The sequence below is a fragment of the uncultured Alcanivorax sp. genome (assembly GCF_947258575.1).
Taxonomy (GTDB): domain Bacteria; phylum Pseudomonadota; class Gammaproteobacteria; order Pseudomonadales; family Alcanivoracaceae; genus Alcanivorax.
Map to the genome: position 1 here is coordinate 202,065 of NZ_CAMYIV010000005.1, position 15,353 is coordinate 217,417.

A 15,353-nucleotide genomic window follows, 5' to 3' on the forward strand; every position below is an offset into this window, starting at 1 on the left:
TATGGATTTCAAACAGGAAGATCTGAAAGCCCTGATCGAACGCACCATGCCGTTCGGCAAGTATCAGGGGCGGGTGTTGATCGACCTGCCCGAACCCTATCTGCTGTGGTTTGCCAGCAAGGGCTTCCCCAACGGCGAGCTGGGCCGGCTGATGGCGCTGGCGTTGATGCTGAAAATGGACGGCACCGAAAAGCTGCTGGAGCCGTTACGACAAAGCCATGGATAGCACGGCCTTTCGTCTTTAGTCTTGGTGGTTCAGAGACACGGAAGGATCACACCATGAGCCAGCTTCAATCGCTTACCGACACTATCTGGCATGTCGCCATTCCGCACGCCTTCATGGGCTTGCATGTGGGGTCCCGCATGACGGTAGTGAAGCTGTCCAGCGGCGGTCTGCTTCTGCATTCGCCAGTACCGGTAAATGAGGACCTGGCGGCGGAGTTGGCGGCACTGGGTGAGGTGAAACATATTGTCTGCCCGAACCTGTTCCACCATGTGTTTGCCGCCGAGGTAAAACAGCGTTACCCGCAGGCGCTTCTGCATGGCCCGGCCAAACTGGCGGGCAAGCGCAAGGACCTGACTCTGGATGCGACGCTGTCGGAAACCCCGCACCCGGATTGGGGGGACGATTTTGAGCTGGTCTTTATCGAAGGCTCCATGTTGCAAGAGACAGTGTTCTATCATTCCGCCAGCCGTACCCTGATCGCCGCCGACCTGATCGAAAACTTCCGCCAGTGTGACCATGGCTTTACCCGCTGGTATCTGAAACTGGGCGGCTTGTGGCAAAAGCCTGGCTGGCATCCGATCCTGCGGCTGGTCTATCTGAACCGCAGAAAGGCGCGCGCCAGCATTACCCGCATCCTGGAATGGCCCTTCGAAAAACTCAGCCTGGCCCACGGCGAAGTGATTACCGAAAACGCCCGCAACCAGGCCCGCCACGGGTTGGAGTGGTTGTTTTAAGGTGCCACTAAGTGCGGAATTATTGCTCCAGGAGGCGGCGCCCGCCACAATGCGATAACCGTTTTTCAGCTAATGGTCTGCCGTGCTGCCCCTGGTCTATCACCCCGATTACAGCTTTCCCTTTCCCGGCGAACACCGTTTCCCCATGGAAAAGTTCGCTCGTTTGCATGGGCATTTGCGGGAGCGGGGGATAGCCCACGGCGACAACGAATTTCGTCCGGGCCGGGCCAAGGCGGCCCTGTTGGGCCAGGCCCATTGTCCGCAGTATGTCTCGGACATCGTTACCGGCACTCTGAATCAGAAGGCCCAGCGGCGCCTGGGGTTGCCGTGGAGCGAGGGCCTGGTGAAACGCACCTGTATTGCCCCCATGGGAACCCTGCTCACCGGCCAGCTGGCTTTAAAGCAGGGCCTGGCTTGTCATCTGGCCGGTGGGACCCATCATGCCCATTACGATTTCGGTTCCGGCTTCTGTATCTTCAATGATCTGGCGTTCGCCGCCCAACAGTTACTGACCAGCGGCGCCGTGGAGCGGCTGCTGATTTTTGATTGCGATGTGCATCAGGGCGATGGCACCGCTGCCATGCTCGCGGATGAACCGCGGGCTTTTACCTGTTCCATCCATTGCGAAAAAAACTTTCCGGTGCGCAAGCAGAAAAGCGATCTGGATGTGGGCTTGCCATTGGGTATGACTGACCGGGATTATCTGGATACGGTGTTCGAAACCCTGGAAGCCCTGCTTGATACCGTGCGTCCGCAACTGGTGCTATATGATGCCGGTGTGGATATTTTCGAGCATGACCCGCTGGGCCGGCTGTGTATTACCGAGCAGGGCATTGCCGACCGTGACCGGGGCGTGATCGAACGCTGCCGCCGGCGGGGGATAGCGGTGGCCACGGTGATTGGTGGCGGCTACGATGATGACCGGGAAGCGCTGGCGAGGCGGCACGGCATCGTTATAGAGCAGGCATTTGAGTTGCAAGTTGAAAGTTAAAAGTTGAAACGCGGTCTGGGGCGGTAGTGAGTGGAGCCTCTACAGTTCGCGCTGCAAGATCGAAAGTGCCAGTGACTTAGGCAATGGCGAATGGCAACCCGGTATGACGCCACGCTTTGTATTCCTTGCAACTTTTACCTTTCAACTTTCAACTGCTCCGAAGGAGCTACAATGTCCAAAGCCCTATTGATCATGGCTCACGGCAGCCGCAGCGACACTGCCAACGACGAGTTTCGCGCGCTGGTGGAAACCGTGGCGCAATCCGCCCATGAGGCGGGTGAAGAATATGTGGCCGTACTGCCCTGTTTCCTTGAGCTGGCGCAGCCCTCACTGGTTGAAGCGATTCAGCAACTGGAGCACCAGCCGGTTAACCGCGTGCAGCTGTATCCGTTGTTTTTCAACAAGGGAAAGCACGTGGGCAAGGACATCCCTGCCCAGGTGGAAGATGCCCGACAACGTTTTCCCGATCTCACCATTGAGTTGCTGGATTATTTTGGTAATGCCAACGGTCTGGCGGGCCTGGTACTCAAACATATCGGGGAACAGGACTAGCGGGCATGGCTATGGACGGCACGGCATTCGCCAGAGAGATTGATGCCCTGTTTGCCCGGGAGGGTCTTCTACGCGGAAGCGTTGGAATCGTAGGCCGCCTTTGGAGCGCGATGCTCTGAATCGGCCCTAAAATGTCTTGGCAAATACCAGTCCGCCCCACAGTACATTGCGATCGCCCACACCGTCTTTCAGTTCGGACGTGTGGCCACGCAGCACATAGCTGAGCCGGTAGCCGTCGTTGAAGGCCCAGGTGTAACCCAGCCAGGCTTCGGCCACGCCATGGTGTAGCTCGTCGCTGTCGTAGCTCACTTCACTGCCACGGAACTGACCTTGCAGAAAGGCGTTGTAGGCCCGGCCGACCAATGCAATGCCGCCCCACAGATAATGCTCATGGTCCTGGCTCATGGCGGTGGCGTTGTTGCGTTCACCGTAGTGGGCCAGTTCCGGGCTGGTCTGCCACCAGGGACTATGCAAACGTCCGGCACGAAAGCTCAGGCTCCAGCGTGCTTCGGTGAGGTAGCCCAGGGAGCCTTCCACGGTGCTCTTCACTTCCAGGTTGTCGGTGGATACGGGCAGGATTTTCTGCCGGGCCACGGCATAGCGAAAGGTGGGTTCGCCGCCGTCGCTGACCTGATGCTCCCAGCCCTCCGCCCGGTCACTGCCAATCACCTTGTGGACCCCGTTCTGTATATCACCAGCCAGATCCAGGCCCAGGGCGCCCACTGTCAGGGAGGTATGCCAGGCTACCTGCCTGGCCGGGTCCACTTGTACCCGGCTGCTGGAGAGATACAGCAGGCTGGCGTAGGGGCGATCGTCGTACAGTGGCGCTTTTGCCTCCTTGTCTTCGGGTGTGAAGCCGAAGATGCCGGCCTCGAAGCTATGGCCTTGGACATTGCTGTTGGTGATGCCTTCTACGCCCGTCAACCTGTCGATCCAGGTTAGCGGCGTATTCAGTGACAGGGCAAAGTCCCGGGCGCGGGTGCCGGTGGCGGCGACACTGATGCCATAGGTGTAGTCCTGGTCCCGGCTGCCGGGAACCAGCAGGTCGTTATCCAGAGTCAGCGACCAGCTGCCGGTTTCCCGTTCCTGTTCCGGGTTGATGCGGGGGCGTCGTGGACGCTGCTCTTCGAATGCCGTGCCGTCGGCCCGGGCCAGCTGCATGGTATCGACGCTGGTGGCCCCACGGCTGAGGCTGGGTGCCGCCAGGTTGGCCAGCAGGGTCACAAGCAGCACGGTCATGGCCTGCCTGCTCGTGGGATGCCTCTGTGAATTGGCTGCACCTGTCTGTCTCTGTGTGTGTGTCATGGCTCCGTGTCCAACTGCGGGGGAGCAGTGCGCCCCCTGTTACGTTTGCTGCGCGTACAGTCGTGCCGGCACGTGCAGTAGCGGTATTAGGTTGCTGGACGGTTATTGCCTGTTTCTGCAGAGAGTTGTCGTTATGCCAGCGGTGACGGTTCAGCGAATGTGAGCGTCAGACTTGTGATGACAAGGATGGGCTGGAAGCGTTTGATGAAACAGCGGAACTGGCTGGGCGATTTAATCGATTTTTTCGAACTTTACAGTCCGTATGGCGGCCCTGTGCTGACGCGGCGGTGACCGAATGGCTGCTTGCCGCGTTGTTTTCTGTCATTGAGCCGTTCCCTGCCTCAAGCGTAGCCTCAAAGAAAGTATCGAGTTTTCGTCAACCACGTGTGAGGAGAGGCAAGGTGGCAGAGGCATATATCGTAGCGGCGGTGCGTACCGCCGGTGGCAAGAAGAATGGTCGGCTGAGCAAGGTACACCCGGCGGATATGGGTGGCCGGGTGATTGATGCGGTGGTAGGCCGTATCGGTGTGGCGCCGGAGAAGGTGGACGACGTGATTTTTGGCTGCGTGAGCCAGATCGGGCCGCAGACCTTTAACGTGGCACGGACCTCCATTCTCAGTTCCTGTCTGCCGGAATCCGTACCCGGCGTCACCATCGATCGCCAATGCGGCTCCTCACAACAGGCGATTCATTTCGCTGCCCAGGCGGTCATGAGTGGCACCCAGGATCTGGTCATCGCCGGCGGCGTGGAGTCCATGAGCCAGGTGCCCATCGGTGCGCCGGTAACGGCCGTCAAGGAAATGGGCAACCCGTTCACCGGTGAAATCAGCAAGCGTTATCCCGGTGAAAATTTCAGCCAGTTCATCGGCGCCGAGCGCATGGCGGAGAAGTACGGGGTGAGCAAGGCCGAGTTGGACCAGTTCGCCTATGATTCCCACAAGCGTGGTGCTGCGGCCACGGAAGCGGGCCGCTTCAATGAGGAAATCATCCCGGTGCCGATTACCCTGGAAGATGGCAGTAGTGATGAGCACATCGTGGACGAAGGCATCCGCTGGGAAGCGGAGCTGGATGCCATCAAGGCCCTGCAGCCGTTGCAGGAAGGGGGCCATATCAGCGCCGCCAACGCCAGCCAGATTACCGATGGCGCTTCTGCAGTGATGATTGCCAGCGAAAAGGCAGTGAAGGAATACGGCCTCACCCCCCTGGCCCGTATTCATGCCATGGCGGTGGTGGGTTCTGATCCGACCATGGTGCTGGAAGGGCCGATCCCGGCCACCGAGAAAGTGCTCAAGCAGGCGGGTATGACCATTGGTGATATCGATCTGTATGAAGTGAACGAAGCCTTTGGTTCCGTGCCGCTGGCATGGATGAAGGCGGTGGGGGCCGACTACGACAAGCTCAACGTCAACGGTGGCGCCCAGGCGCTGGGGCATCCGCTGGGTGCCACCGGCACCAAGCTGATGGGAACCCTCGTTTACGAGCTCAAGCGTCGCGGTGGCAAGTACGGTCTGCTGGCCATCTGCGAAGGCCTGGGCACCGCTAACGCGACCATCATCGAAGTGCTGTAAGGCGTAGTTGAAAGTTCAAAGTTGAAAGTTGCAACGCGGGGTTGGCGTGTCGCCAGGGATTAAAAGTCGGGTGCCGTACCGCCGCGTTGTTCGACCCGAAAAAAAGCCGCCCCGGTTTCCCGGGGCGGCTTTTTTATGGTCGAGAGCACTCACAGCTCCCCAGGACGTAGGGTGCACTGAGCCTAGGGCGAACTGCACCATCAAACGCCGAATCGGTGCAGTTCGCCTTAGGCTCAGTCCACCCTACGCAATCCGTGGCAACGGCCCGGCATGTATGCCTTGTCAGGCGCCGCTGAGCCTTTCTGCCAGCCATACGCCGGCCAGGATCATGATGGCTACCGAGCCGACCGGTACAAAGATCCGTCGATAGGCCACGGTATCGCGGACCAGATAGGCCGCCGGCACAAACAGCAGCACGATGGCCACCTGTCCCAGTTCCACGCCCAGATTGAAGCCCAGCAACGGCAGGAAGATCCCGCTGTCGGTGAGCCCCAGATCGGCCAGTACCGAGGCAAAGCCCAGGCCATGAATCAGCCCGAATACGAAAGCCATCACCCAGCGTTTGGGAAACAGCCGGGGTACCAGGTTGGCCGCTGCACCCAACGCTACGGTGATGGCGATGGCAGACTCCACCAGCCAGGTGGGTAGCGTGATGATCCCCAGTGTTGCCAGCGCCAGGGTCAGCGAATGGGTGACCGTAAAGGCGGTGACAATCGCCAGGGTCTGAGTGAGCGCGCCGGTGATGGTGGATGCCGGCTGCCAGCCACCCCGTTGCCATACCAGTACTGCCGGGAACAGCAGCGTGAGCAGGAACAGGATATGGTCGTAGCCGATCAGAATGTGGTGCACACCCTGGCGGATGAATCCCTGGAACGCCTGCCATTGCGATCCGGCATCCGCCCCCATCCGCTGGTTACGGTGCTGATTACTGAACACGGCGGTGAGGGTGTCGTCGCCCTGTTCCAGCCGCAGCAGGCCATGGTGGCTGGGATCCCGGTCAAACAGAAACTCGTAGTTCACCGCCAGTTGCTCCGGCGGGCTCTGACAGTCGCCACGCCAGTGCAGGGCGGCGTAGGTGCCATCCACATGGTCGATGGCCTGCAGCCGGGTCAGGGTGAGTGCACAGGCCTGACGCTGTTCGTCGGACACCGCGTCGATGGTCAGGGCGGGCAACACGGTGGCCGAGAGGGCAGGCCGTTGTTGGCGCAGTTCGCCCCAGGTGATGACGCCATCGCCGTTCTGGTCCACCGGCAATACCAGCTGCAGGTCACGCAGGGCGATATCCCAGCGTCCCTCGATCAGTGCATTGCCCTCATTGGTGTTGATCACCAGATAGCTGTCACTGGGTTTGTGGGCGAACGCCTGCCCGGCCAGCAACAGCAGGAAAAGCAAACACAGGGATCTCATTCACTGGCTCCCTTGGCAGGTTGAGTGAGTTGGGCATCGTCAACCTGGTATCGGTCCACAAAGGCCTGTAGTTGGTCCAGGGTTGCCTGGTCGTCGGCGGCCACGGCGCTGGCGTGCAGCAGTCGCAGGTCAGCCAGTTCCCGTTGTTGCTGCCAGTTTTCCCGGGCCAGCGTGAGGGCGCCTTGTGGATCGGATTCCACTTCAAGCAGGAAGCGGGCGTGCTCGCGCAGGTGGCGCTGGCGACCGGTGTCCTGGTCGGCGGCCATGCGGGCCCGGTAGTCCTCCCGCCAGGCCTGGGCCTGAGGGTGCTCCAGGCGTTGCCCGGCAATGGCCAGCCTCAGCAAGGCGCCTTCCCTGTCCTGCCAAGTAGAAAGATCGCGGATGACCGCCTCTGCCTGGTCGTTGGCAAGCCACAGGTCGCTTTGCAGGTAGCGTAGATAGGGATCATCCGGGGCTTGCTGCAGGGCATCACGAAGGTGCTCGGAGGCCAGCTCGAGACGGCCCTGTTGCAGCGCCATTTCGGCGCTCAGGGTGTCCAGCCACTGGGCGGATTTTCCCTGTGGCGCGGCCGGGCTGGATGCCAGGGCCTGCAGGGTGCGATAGGCCTGCTCCCGCTGGCCGGTCATGGCCTGTACGCTGGCCTGACAGAGCAATACGGTGGTGGGCGGCAGCGTGCTGGCGGCTTCCCGGCAGGCCTGGCGGGCCTCATCAAGACGACCTTGTACCCGATCGATATTGGCCAGCATCAGCCACGCCTGCCCCTGGTTGGGGGACTGTTCCAGCAGTCGCGTCAGGCGATGACGGGCGCGGGCAAATTGATGACGTTGCTGTTCGATGCGAGCCATCAGCAGGTTGGCTGCCGGTGACGACATGTCCTGACTGAACGGTGCCAGCGTGGCCTCGGCGTAACCGAGAAAGCGGGGGTCGCCCTGGGCGCTGGCATAGTCAATCTGAGAGCGAGCCAGCGCCAGGGCCGCCGACAGGTCGAGGGGAGCTGCCGGTGGCGCCAGGGCGCGCTGCGCCTGGGGTAGACGGGCGAGGACCACATGATCCCCGGCCGGAGTATAGGGAGCGGCATGAAGCAGCGCGCTCGACAGATAAAGAGAGAGGGCCGCCAGGGTACGGACAAACCGCCATTCACTGGCGTGTTGTCGCTTCCCGGGGGCCCTCTCGGAGCGGATGACTCCCGCCGTCGCTAGACGGCGGGAGCGGGTCTCAATTATCCGGTGCCAATACATTGTTATAAGCATCCGGATTGGTTTGATCGCGAAAAATGAAGCGGATGTCATTAATCGCAACCGGTTCCCGGGTATCCCCGGTAGTGGCAAGCTGAGCTTTCACAAAGGCGGTGTAGTTGATCGCCACTGGTGCCTGTTGCCGAGGGCGATCATTGTCGTCACCAAAGCACCCGCTCAACACCAGGGCGCCGAGACTGACGGTGGTAGCCAGTAAGTATCGCATGGTGTCCTCCTTCACTCTGCCACGGCGACATTATCGGCGCCAGGCAGCGGGGTGTTCAGGTAGGGGAAACGGGTCAGGTAGTCCGCCGCGTTCGGCAGGGCACCGTCGTTGACGATAGCGCCACCGTTGACCTGCATGTCCTGAGTACCGCAGGAGCCGATTTCGCCACCAGCGGCTTCACCGTTCACATCAGCGCCACACAGAAAGCCTTCGGCTGCGGTGAGGGCGATGTCTACCACATCATCAATCGGGCGTCGGCCATTGGGGAAGCCGGCAAAGTCGCCACCTGCAACACCCAGATCATTCTGGCCACCTGCCGCCGTGGCCGGGATGCCAGTGTTCAGGCGCAGCATTTCGCTGGCAGTGACGCTGGGCAATTGAGTGACGCCGGGCACACCGGTAAGGAAGACGGTGACCAGGTCATTACGGGGAGTTTCCGGTGCCGGTACACCGAACAGGATTTCTACCAGCGCAGGCAGGCTGGGGTTGGTCACATAGGTGGCGAACTGGCCATCATCTTTCGGTTCGCTGCTGTTGAAACGGTCCTTGTCGGGCAGGCCGATAACCACTTCGTTAACCAGCGGAGAGCCGAGCCGGGATACCTGGGTAAAGGCGCCGCCTTTCACTGCCGGGCCTTTGGCGTTACTGCTGCCGGTGGTCTCGGAACCCTGCGGTGCCGGGTTGATGACCGTGGCCTGGCGGACGCTGGCGGTGGTCCAGCCGCCGATGACGGTGTTCTCACCGGTGAGGCAGTCAGCCGGAACTTCCAGTGCCAGGCTGGTGATGTTCTTGTCGGCAATGATGTTGCTGCGCGAGTCACGTGCACCCAGCGGATTCAGCGCCACCAGGTCGAAGACCTCACCCAGGTTGACGACAAAACCTTCCTGGCGCTGTCCGGCAAATACCCGGCCGGGCATGGGGCAGTCAGGGATGGTGACGTCGTAGATGAAGTTGTCCGCGTAGGTTTCATAGTCAGCAATGGACTTGGTGCCGATGTTGTCCAGCGGTTTGGCAAAGCTGCTGTCACCACTGCCGGCCTTGGTCAGGTTCTGTACGTTGCCGGTACGACGGTCGCCGGTCACCATTTCTACGGTGAAGCTTTCCAGTACATTCTGGGCATCGTTGTTCTGGCCGGTTACCGCACCGATATTAATCAGTGGTACGGGGACTGAGGTGCCACCTACATCGACGGCCAGGTCACGACGTTCGGTATTGAACTGGAAACGGAAGGTGATGTTTTCTTGCGCGTTGCCATCGTTATCAATGTGGATCTCATAGATGGCGTCGTCATCCAGTGAGAAATAATTGGGACCACCATAAGAGTCCTGCAGGGGCAGGTAGTTGGCGATCAGAGTGACATAACCCTCTCGGCCGGATTCATAACTGTTGAACATGTAGAAATCCGTACCGTCGACTTTGGGCATACCGGTAATAAATGGCGCTTCTCGGTGGCTGGATGCCATCGTGCCGGCACTGGCCAGCAGAGTGGCGGCAGCACAGGCCGCGGGAAGCAGGGTAAGGCGGGATAGCATGACGAATCTCCTTTCTTGTCGGTGTGTAGGTAGTACGCGTCAGGAGAGGAACTGGATGCAGAATTTCTTTTTCTTTTTTTTGTGCATCCAAATCGGTTTTTTTCACGTATTAACGACAACGCATCTGTCATTAGTGAGGAACGACTTATGGTAATACAGGGGGTGCCTCGTCATGGCGGAAGCAGACGACGGACTGGTACGCGCGCTGGCTCGAATCGCTCAGGGCGACCGTCAGGCTTTTGCTGGTTTTTATCAGAAAACCCATCGCGCCGTATTTGGCATGTGTGTGCACTTGCTGCGTGATCGTGATGAGGCCTGTGACGTGCTCCAGGAAACCTATATTCAGGTCTGGCACCACGCCGGCGAATACCATTGTGATCGCGGCAGCGTGCAGACCTGGATAATGTCCATAGGCCGTTATCGCTGTCTTGATGCCTTGCGCCGCCGCCGCCACGAAGCGGATTACGATAGCGTCAGTGACCGCCAGGAAAGCAACACACCGGGCCCAATGGATAACGTCGGCAATCAGCTTGATCGTCAACGACTCAATCACTGTCTGAAAGATCTGGATGAACGGTATCGGTCCAGTATCGAGATGGCCTACTTTCGTGGTTTCACTCATCAGGAGCTGGCGGTCGCCATGGGCGAGCCGTTAGGAACCACAAAAAGCTGGATTCGTCGCGGGCTGGATGTATTGCGCCGGTGTCTTGACACATGAAGCCGGATAATTACGAACGTAATCATGCGCTGGCCGCAGAATATGTGGTTGGCACGCTGCAGGGCGCCGCCAGGCGACGTTTCGAGCGCTGGATGATGGTCTCTGCCCGGGTGCGTCGTCAGGTATGGTACTGGGAGCGACGGCTGCAACCTTTCAATGAATCCTTGCCGGAAGAGGCCGCCCCGAAGGCCGTGTGGAATAGCATCGAGCAACGGCTCTTTCCAGGCACGGCACCGGTGGCGTCGCGGTGGTGGCAAACCCTGACCGCCTGGCGCTGGAGCACGGGTATCGCCGTGCTGGCGGTTTTTGCCTTGCTGCTGTGGACGCCGTCACCGCCGGTGGTGACGCATTATGTCGGGGTGGTGCAGAGTCAGCAGGCCGAGCCCCTGTGGCTGGTGAATGCCTCTGCGGATCAGCGCTTGAGCGTGAAGGCCATGCCGCCGGTTCAGCCGGCGGACGGTGGCAGGGATTACCAGTTGTGGTTGCTGCCGGAATCCGGTGCGCCGATATCACTGGCATTGCTGCCCACGGGTGGTGCCCGGTTGCAGATGAATCTCAGCGATCAGCAGGTGCGCCAGTTGTTACAATCTCGCTCTCTGGCGATCAGCCTGGAACCTGCGGGTGGCTCACCGACCGGCCAGCCCACCGGTCCGGTGGTGTATCAGACTCGTCTGGTGCAGATGTAACGCGCAAACGGAAGTGGACGCATCAGTCGGTGAGTTCACTTTCGGCTTGCTCCAGCGACTCCATCGCTTCCAGTAACTGTTCTTCCAGCTCGTCGTGCTGTTTCTTCAGGCGTGCCTGATCGCCGAGTAACCCGTTCATTTCGTTCTTGCGGCTATCGTCCGTATACAGGGCTTCGTTGCCCAGGGCCGTTTCGATATCGGCCAGCGTCTGGTCACACTGACTGAGCTGCTTTTCCAGTTTTTCTACCTGTTTTTTCAGCGGGCGAAGCTGGTGGCGTTGCTGGGCAGCCTGTTGACGGCGGGCCTTGGCATCGAGACCGTCGCCGGGCTTGTCTTCCTTGACGGGTTTACCGTCGCGGCGGTTCTGTTGCAGCCAGCGACCGTAGTCATCCAGGTCGCCATCGAAGCGGCTCACCGACCCGTTGGCCACCAGATAGAACTCGTCCACGGTGGTTTCCAGCAGGTGACGATCATGGGACACCAGCACCACTGCACCCTCGAAGGATTGCAGTGCCATGGTCAGCGCTTCGCGCATGTCCAGGTCCAAGTGGTTGGCCGGCTCATCGAGGAGCAGCAACGCCGGTTTTTCCTGCACGATCATGGCCAGCGCCAGGCGGGCTTTTTCGCCACCGGAGAAACGGCCCACCGGTGCAAACACATCATCGCCGTGGAAACCGAAACGGCCCAGCTCGCTGCGCAGCTGCGATTCACTCCACTTGGGGTAAAAGCGGGACAGCATCTGGTAGGGGGCATCGTCGGCGGCCAACCGGTCCACCTGTTGCTGGTGGAAGTAGCCGATCACCAGATCGCCATCTTTCTCGAAGCGCCCACCCAGTGGCGCCAGTTCGCCCACCAGGGTGCGCATCAGGGTGGACTTGCCGGCGCCGTTGGGGCCGAGCAGGCCGATGCGCGATTCCGGGCGCAGGCTCAGGCTGACCTGGTCGAGAATCGGCGCGCCCGGGTAGCCGCACTGCACCGCATCCAGGTTTTCCATGGGGTTGGGCAGTTTGTTCGGGCTGTGAAAATCAAAGCTGAAACCGGAATCCACGTGGGCCGGGCCAATCAGTTCCAGTCGTTCCAGCGCTTTCACTCGACTCTGCGCCTGTTTCGCCTTGGAGGCCTTGGCCTTAAAGCGGGCGATGAACTTCTGCATGTGGGCGACCTGGGCCTGCTGCTTCTCGTGCATCTTCTGTTGCAGGGACAGTTGCTCGGCGCGCTGGCGTTCGAAATCCGAGTAGCCGCCGCTGTAGTGTTTCAGCTGTTTGTGTTCGATATGCAGGATCTGGTTGACGGTGGCATCCAGGAAGGCGCGGTCGTGGGAGATCACCAGCAGGGCTCCCGGTTGCTGTATCAGGTAACTCTGCAACCAGAGGATGGCATCCAGATCCAGGTGGTTGGTGGGCTCATCGAGCAGCAGCAAATCCGCATCACTCATTAATACCTGGGCCAGGTTCAGACGCATGCGCCAGCCACCGGAGAAGCTGGCTACCGGCTGTTGTTGCTGGGTTTCGCTGAAGCCAAGGCCGGCCAGCAAGGTGGCGGCGCGGGCGGGTTGTTGCCAGGCGTGCAGCGCCTCCAGCTCGCCGTGGGCATGGGCGATGGCGTGGTTATCACCGGCGGTTTCCGCGTCGGCCAGGGTTTTCTCTGCCCGGCGCAGGGCACGGTGGCCATCTAGCACATAATCGATGGCTGGCTGTTCCAGTGCCGGTACTTCCTGGGCCATCATGGCCAGGCGCCAGTCCGCGGGCAGGTTCAGGTTGCCGCCGTCGCTCTCCAGTTCGCCCATGATAAGCTTGAACAGCGAGCTCTTGCCGGTGCCGTTGCGGCCCACCAGCCCCACACGCCAGCCCTTGTGCAGGACCACGCTGGCGTCTTCCAGCAACAGGTCGGGGCCGCGGCGAAGGTTGATGTGTTCCAGAGAGAGCATGGGGTAATCCGGGGTTAATGAGAACCGGCGCAGTGTAAGCCAGCAAACGTAGCGGGGGAACCGTGGACAACTCCATAAAGCAGGATCTGTGGCGCTATGCCCTGGGGCGATGGCAGGACAAGGATTTTGAGCGGGCTTGCCTGCATCTACAGGACGATTATCAGGTGCCGGTGGCCCTGTTGCTGTCTGGCCTGTGGCTGGCAGCGTCAGGCAAGCAACCGGATGCCGGAGTAGGGCGCCGCATGGCGGAGCTGGCCGGGCAATTCGAAGCCGATTACCTGCGCCCGCTGCGGGCCGTGCGCCGCAAGGCCGGCGCCGATGCGCGGCTGCCGGAATTCAAGCGGCAGCTGCAGCAGGTGGAGCTGGAAGGGGAGCGCTGGTTACTGGCCACCCTGCCGACCCTGTGCGACAACCTGCTGCCTGCCGGCAAGCCGGTGGATGCCATGGGATGGATGTTGGTACTGGTGCCGGAAACGGCGCAGTGTGAGGGGTTGCAGAAATCCCTCAATGATCTGGTTGCGCTTTAGGCATTGCGACGAAGCCGCTGTAGGAGTACCTCTTGAGGTGCGAATCCGAGCCTTGGCGAGGAAATGGTATCGCAGCTACTCCCATCCCTTTCCAGAAAAGCCTGTCGAGCCCTGACATTCCTGATCAGCCTTCGGCCGATTCCGCGTTGACACGCGGTTCGCCCCTCAAGAGGAGCTCCTACGGTGCCACCACCTCGCGCTCTCGCACTTTGAACTTTTAACGTCCTCCTGCCATCCTTCATTCCCCTTGTGTTTCACCGGACTGTCCCATGACCACCGACCTGGCCTTTGACCGCGATCACCTCTGGCACCCTTACACATCCACCTCAAAACCGCTGCCCACCTTCGCGGTGGCCAGTGCCAAAGGGGTGCGGTTGACGCTGGAAGATGGCCGCGAGCTGGTGGATGGCATGTCGTCCTGGTGGGCGGCGGTGCATGGCTATAACCACCCGGTGCTGAACCAGGCCGCCAAGGACCAGATCGACCGCATGGCCCATGTGATGTTCGGTGGGCTCACCCATGAACCGGCGGTGGAGCTGGGAAAAAAACTGGTGGCATTGACGCCGGACCCGCTGGAGAAGGTGTTTCTCGCTGACAGCGGCTCAGTGTCGGTGGAAGTGGCGATCAAGATGGCCTTGCAGTACTGGCTCAGCCAGGGGCATACCGGCAAGGATAAATTGCTGGCCCTGCGCAACGGCTATCACGGCGATACGTTCGGGGCCATGGCTGCCTGCGACCCGGTCAATGGCATGCATTCGCTGTTCAGCGGGGTGCTGGCCAAACATTATTTCGCCGAGGCGCCGCAATGCGCGTATGACAGTGATTTTGATACCGATGATCTCAATTCCATCCAGCAGATGCTGGCGGATCATCATCAGGAGATTGCCGCCGTGATTCTGGAGCCGGTGGTACAGGGCGCCGGCGGCATGCGGATGTATCACCCCACCTACCTGAAGGCGGTGCGTGCCCTGTGTGACCAGTACGGGGTGTTGTTGATCTTTGATGAAATCGCCACCGGCTTTGGCCGTACCGGCAAACTGTTCGCGCTGGAGCATGCGAATGTGTGCCCGGATATTCTTTGTCTGGGCAAGGCGATTACCGGCGGCTACATGACCCTGGCAGCCACCCTTTGTACCGACCTGGTAGCCGCGGGTATTTGTGACGGTGAGGCCGGCGTGTTGATGCACGGCCCGACCTTCATGGGCAATCCACTGGCCTGTGCGGTCGCCAATGCCAGCATCCAGTTGCTGCTGGATTCCGACTGGCAGGAAAAAGTCGCGGCCATCGAAGCGCAGCTCAAGGCGGAGCTGCTGCCACTGAAGGACCTCTCCTCCGTGGCTGATGCCCGGGTGCTGGGCGCCATTGGTGTCATGGAAATGAAGGAGCCGGTGGCCATGGAGCAGGTGCAGGCACGCTTTGTGGAACAGGGCGTATGGATTCGCCCGTTCGGCAAACTGGTCTACATCATGCCGCCCTTCGTGATTGAGCCGGAGGACCTGAGCAAGCTGACCGGGGCAATGCGGGATCTGGCGGAGGGCAGTTGACGTCAAGCCCCAACTTTAAAGCCGTTGTAGGAGTTCCCTTCCAGGGGACGAACCTCGCGAAGTGAGGCGACAAGAGCTTTCACCTGCCGCACTGCCATGAGTCGACCTGTAGAACCTGATCGCTCTGCGGGCAATTCCGCGTTTACACGCGGTTCGTCCCCTGGAAGGGAACTCC

General features: G+C 60.5%; 15 protein-coding genes. 9 read left to right on the forward strand and 6 right to left on the reverse strand.

Annotated elements, in window-relative coordinates:
* The first annotated feature begins 1 nt into the window (after window position 1).
* The 4 genes from Q0Y02_RS05945 to Q0Y02_RS05960 all read left to right on the forward strand — a co-directional run bounded on the left by Q0Y02_RS05945 (window position 2) and on the right by Q0Y02_RS05960 (window position 2,503).
* Window positions 2–226, forward strand: coding sequence for a DUF3820 family protein (locus Q0Y02_RS05945; RefSeq protein WP_035246140.1), 225 nt, complete (start codon window positions 2–4; stop codon window positions 224–226).
* A 53-nt stretch (window positions 227–279) separates the two neighbouring features.
* Complete coding sequence (locus Q0Y02_RS05950) at window positions 280–960, forward strand: DUF4336 domain-containing protein (RefSeq protein WP_297765776.1); 681 nt, start codon at window positions 280–282, stop codon at window positions 958–960.
* A gap of 82 nt (window positions 961–1,042) precedes the next feature.
* Window positions 1,043–1,951, forward strand: a complete 909-nt coding sequence (locus Q0Y02_RS05955; protein ID WP_297765779.1) for a histone deacetylase — start codon at window positions 1,043–1,045, stop codon at window positions 1,949–1,951.
* 171 nt (window positions 1,952–2,122) lie between these two features.
* Window positions 2,123–2,503 carry a CbiX/SirB N-terminal domain-containing protein gene (locus Q0Y02_RS05960; protein WP_297765782.1) on the forward strand — a complete coding sequence of 127 codons (381 nt, stop codon included), beginning with the start codon at window positions 2,123–2,125 and terminating at the stop codon, window positions 2,501–2,503.
* Between the two features lie 126 nt (window positions 2,504–2,629).
* Here Q0Y02_RS05960 and Q0Y02_RS05965 read toward each other — a convergent pair whose 3' ends face one another.
* Complete coding sequence (locus Q0Y02_RS05965; RefSeq protein WP_297765785.1) at window positions 2,630–3,742, reverse strand: lipid A deacylase LpxR family protein; 1,113 nt, start codon at window positions 3,740–3,742, stop codon at window positions 2,630–2,632.
* A gap of 467 nt (window positions 3,743–4,209) precedes the next feature.
* Between Q0Y02_RS05965 and Q0Y02_RS05970 the strand changes: the two genes are divergently transcribed.
* A complete protein-coding gene (locus Q0Y02_RS05970) occupies window positions 4,210–5,376 on the forward strand; it encodes an acetyl-CoA C-acetyltransferase (RefSeq protein ID WP_297765788.1) in 1,167 nt (388 codons plus the stop codon).
* A gap of 282 nt (window positions 5,377–5,658) precedes the next feature.
* On the opposite strand, the gene Q0Y02_RS05975 is transcribed toward Q0Y02_RS05970, so the two are convergent.
* From Q0Y02_RS05975 to Q0Y02_RS05990, 4 genes are all read right to left on the reverse strand, one after another.
* Window positions 5,659–6,783: a HupE/UreJ family protein gene (locus tag Q0Y02_RS05975; protein ID WP_297765791.1), complete on the reverse strand. Its 1,125-nt coding sequence runs from the start codon at window positions 6,781–6,783 to the stop codon at window positions 5,659–5,661.
* Window positions 6,780–7,829, reverse strand: coding sequence for a tetratricopeptide repeat protein (locus tag Q0Y02_RS05980; protein ID WP_297765794.1), 1,050 nt, complete (start codon window positions 7,827–7,829; stop codon window positions 6,780–6,782). Before Q0Y02_RS05980 ends, Q0Y02_RS05975 begins: the two co-directional genes overlap by 4 nt.
* Before the next feature lie 169 nt (window positions 7,830–7,998).
* Window positions 7,999–8,244: a hypothetical protein gene (locus tag Q0Y02_RS05985; RefSeq protein WP_297765799.1), complete on the reverse strand. Its 246-nt coding sequence runs from the start codon at window positions 8,242–8,244 to the stop codon at window positions 7,999–8,001.
* An 11-nt stretch (window positions 8,245–8,255) separates the two neighbouring features.
* Window positions 8,256–9,776, reverse strand: coding sequence for a DUF4331 domain-containing protein (locus Q0Y02_RS05990; protein ID WP_297765802.1), 1,521 nt, complete (start codon window positions 9,774–9,776; stop codon window positions 8,256–8,258).
* Between the two features lie 172 nt (window positions 9,777–9,948).
* Here Q0Y02_RS05990 and Q0Y02_RS05995 point away from each other — a divergent pair, with 172 nt between their 5' ends.
* Together Q0Y02_RS05995 and Q0Y02_RS06000 are read left to right on the forward strand one after the other, a co-directional pair.
* Window positions 9,949–10,494: a sigma-70 family RNA polymerase sigma factor gene (locus tag Q0Y02_RS05995; protein WP_297765805.1), complete on the forward strand. Its 546-nt coding sequence runs from the start codon at window positions 9,949–9,951 to the stop codon at window positions 10,492–10,494.
* Entirely contained in the window at window positions 10,491–11,180 is a 690-nt protein-coding gene (locus tag Q0Y02_RS06000; protein ID WP_297765808.1) for an anti-sigma factor, read from the forward strand. Before Q0Y02_RS05995 ends, Q0Y02_RS06000 begins: the two co-directional genes overlap by 4 nt.
* 22 nt (window positions 11,181–11,202) lie before the next feature.
* Here Q0Y02_RS06000 and Q0Y02_RS06005 read toward each other — a convergent pair whose 3' ends face one another.
* Window positions 11,203–13,107: an ATP-binding cassette domain-containing protein gene (locus tag Q0Y02_RS06005; RefSeq protein WP_297765811.1), complete on the reverse strand. Its 1,905-nt coding sequence runs from the start codon at window positions 13,105–13,107 to the stop codon at window positions 11,203–11,205.
* A 62-nt stretch (window positions 13,108–13,169) separates the two neighbouring features.
* On the opposite strand from Q0Y02_RS06005, the gene Q0Y02_RS06010 reads away from it, so the two are divergent.
* On the forward strand, window positions 13,170–13,634 hold the full coding sequence (locus Q0Y02_RS06010; RefSeq protein ID WP_297765814.1) for a TIGR02444 family protein: 465 nt from the start codon (window positions 13,170–13,172) through the stop codon (window positions 13,632–13,634).
* Between the two features lie 269 nt (window positions 13,635–13,903).
* Window positions 13,904–15,178: an adenosylmethionine--8-amino-7-oxononanoate transaminase gene (gene bioA, locus Q0Y02_RS06015; RefSeq protein WP_297765817.1), complete on the forward strand. Its 1,275-nt coding sequence runs from the start codon at window positions 13,904–13,906 to the stop codon at window positions 15,176–15,178.
* The last annotated feature ends 175 nt before the right edge of the window (window positions 15,179–15,353 follow it).

What these genes read in the sequence shown, in the direction of transcription:
- Q0Y02_RS05945 (WP_035246140.1), top strand. Translation starts at nt 2, where the DNA reads ATGGATTTCAAACAGGAAGATCTGAAAGCCCTGATCGAACGCACCATG.
- Q0Y02_RS06000 (WP_297765808.1), top strand. Translation starts at nt 10,491, where the DNA reads ATGAAGCCGGATAATTACGAACGTAATCATGCGCTGGCCGCAGAATAT.
- Q0Y02_RS05960 (WP_297765782.1), top strand. Translation starts at nt 2,123, where the DNA reads ATGTCCAAAGCCCTATTGATCATGGCTCACGGCAGCCGCAGCGACACT.
- Q0Y02_RS05975 (WP_297765791.1), bottom strand. Translation starts at nt 6,783, where the DNA reads ATGAGATCCCTGTGTTTGCTTTTCCTGCTGTTGCTGGCCGGGCAGGCG.
- Q0Y02_RS05995 (WP_297765805.1), top strand. Translation starts at nt 9,949, where the DNA reads ATGGCGGAAGCAGACGACGGACTGGTACGCGCGCTGGCTCGAATCGCT.
- Q0Y02_RS05985 (WP_297765799.1), bottom strand. Translation starts at nt 8,244, where the DNA reads ATGCGATACTTACTGGCTACCACCGTCAGTCTCGGCGCCCTGGTGTTG.
- bioA (WP_297765817.1), top strand. Translation starts at nt 13,904, where the DNA reads ATGACCACCGACCTGGCCTTTGACCGCGATCACCTCTGGCACCCTTAC.
- Q0Y02_RS06005 (WP_297765811.1), bottom strand. Translation starts at nt 13,107, where the DNA reads ATGCTCTCTCTGGAACACATCAACCTTCGCCGCGGCCCCGACCTGTTG.
- Q0Y02_RS05965 (WP_297765785.1), bottom strand. Translation starts at nt 3,742, where the DNA reads ATGACCGTGCTGCTTGTGACCCTGCTGGCCAACCTGGCGGCACCCAGC.
- Q0Y02_RS05990 (WP_297765802.1), bottom strand. Translation starts at nt 9,776, where the DNA reads ATGCTATCCCGCCTTACCCTGCTTCCCGCGGCCTGTGCTGCCGCCACT.
- Q0Y02_RS05950 (WP_297765776.1), top strand. Translation starts at nt 280, where the DNA reads ATGAGCCAGCTTCAATCGCTTACCGACACTATCTGGCATGTCGCCATT.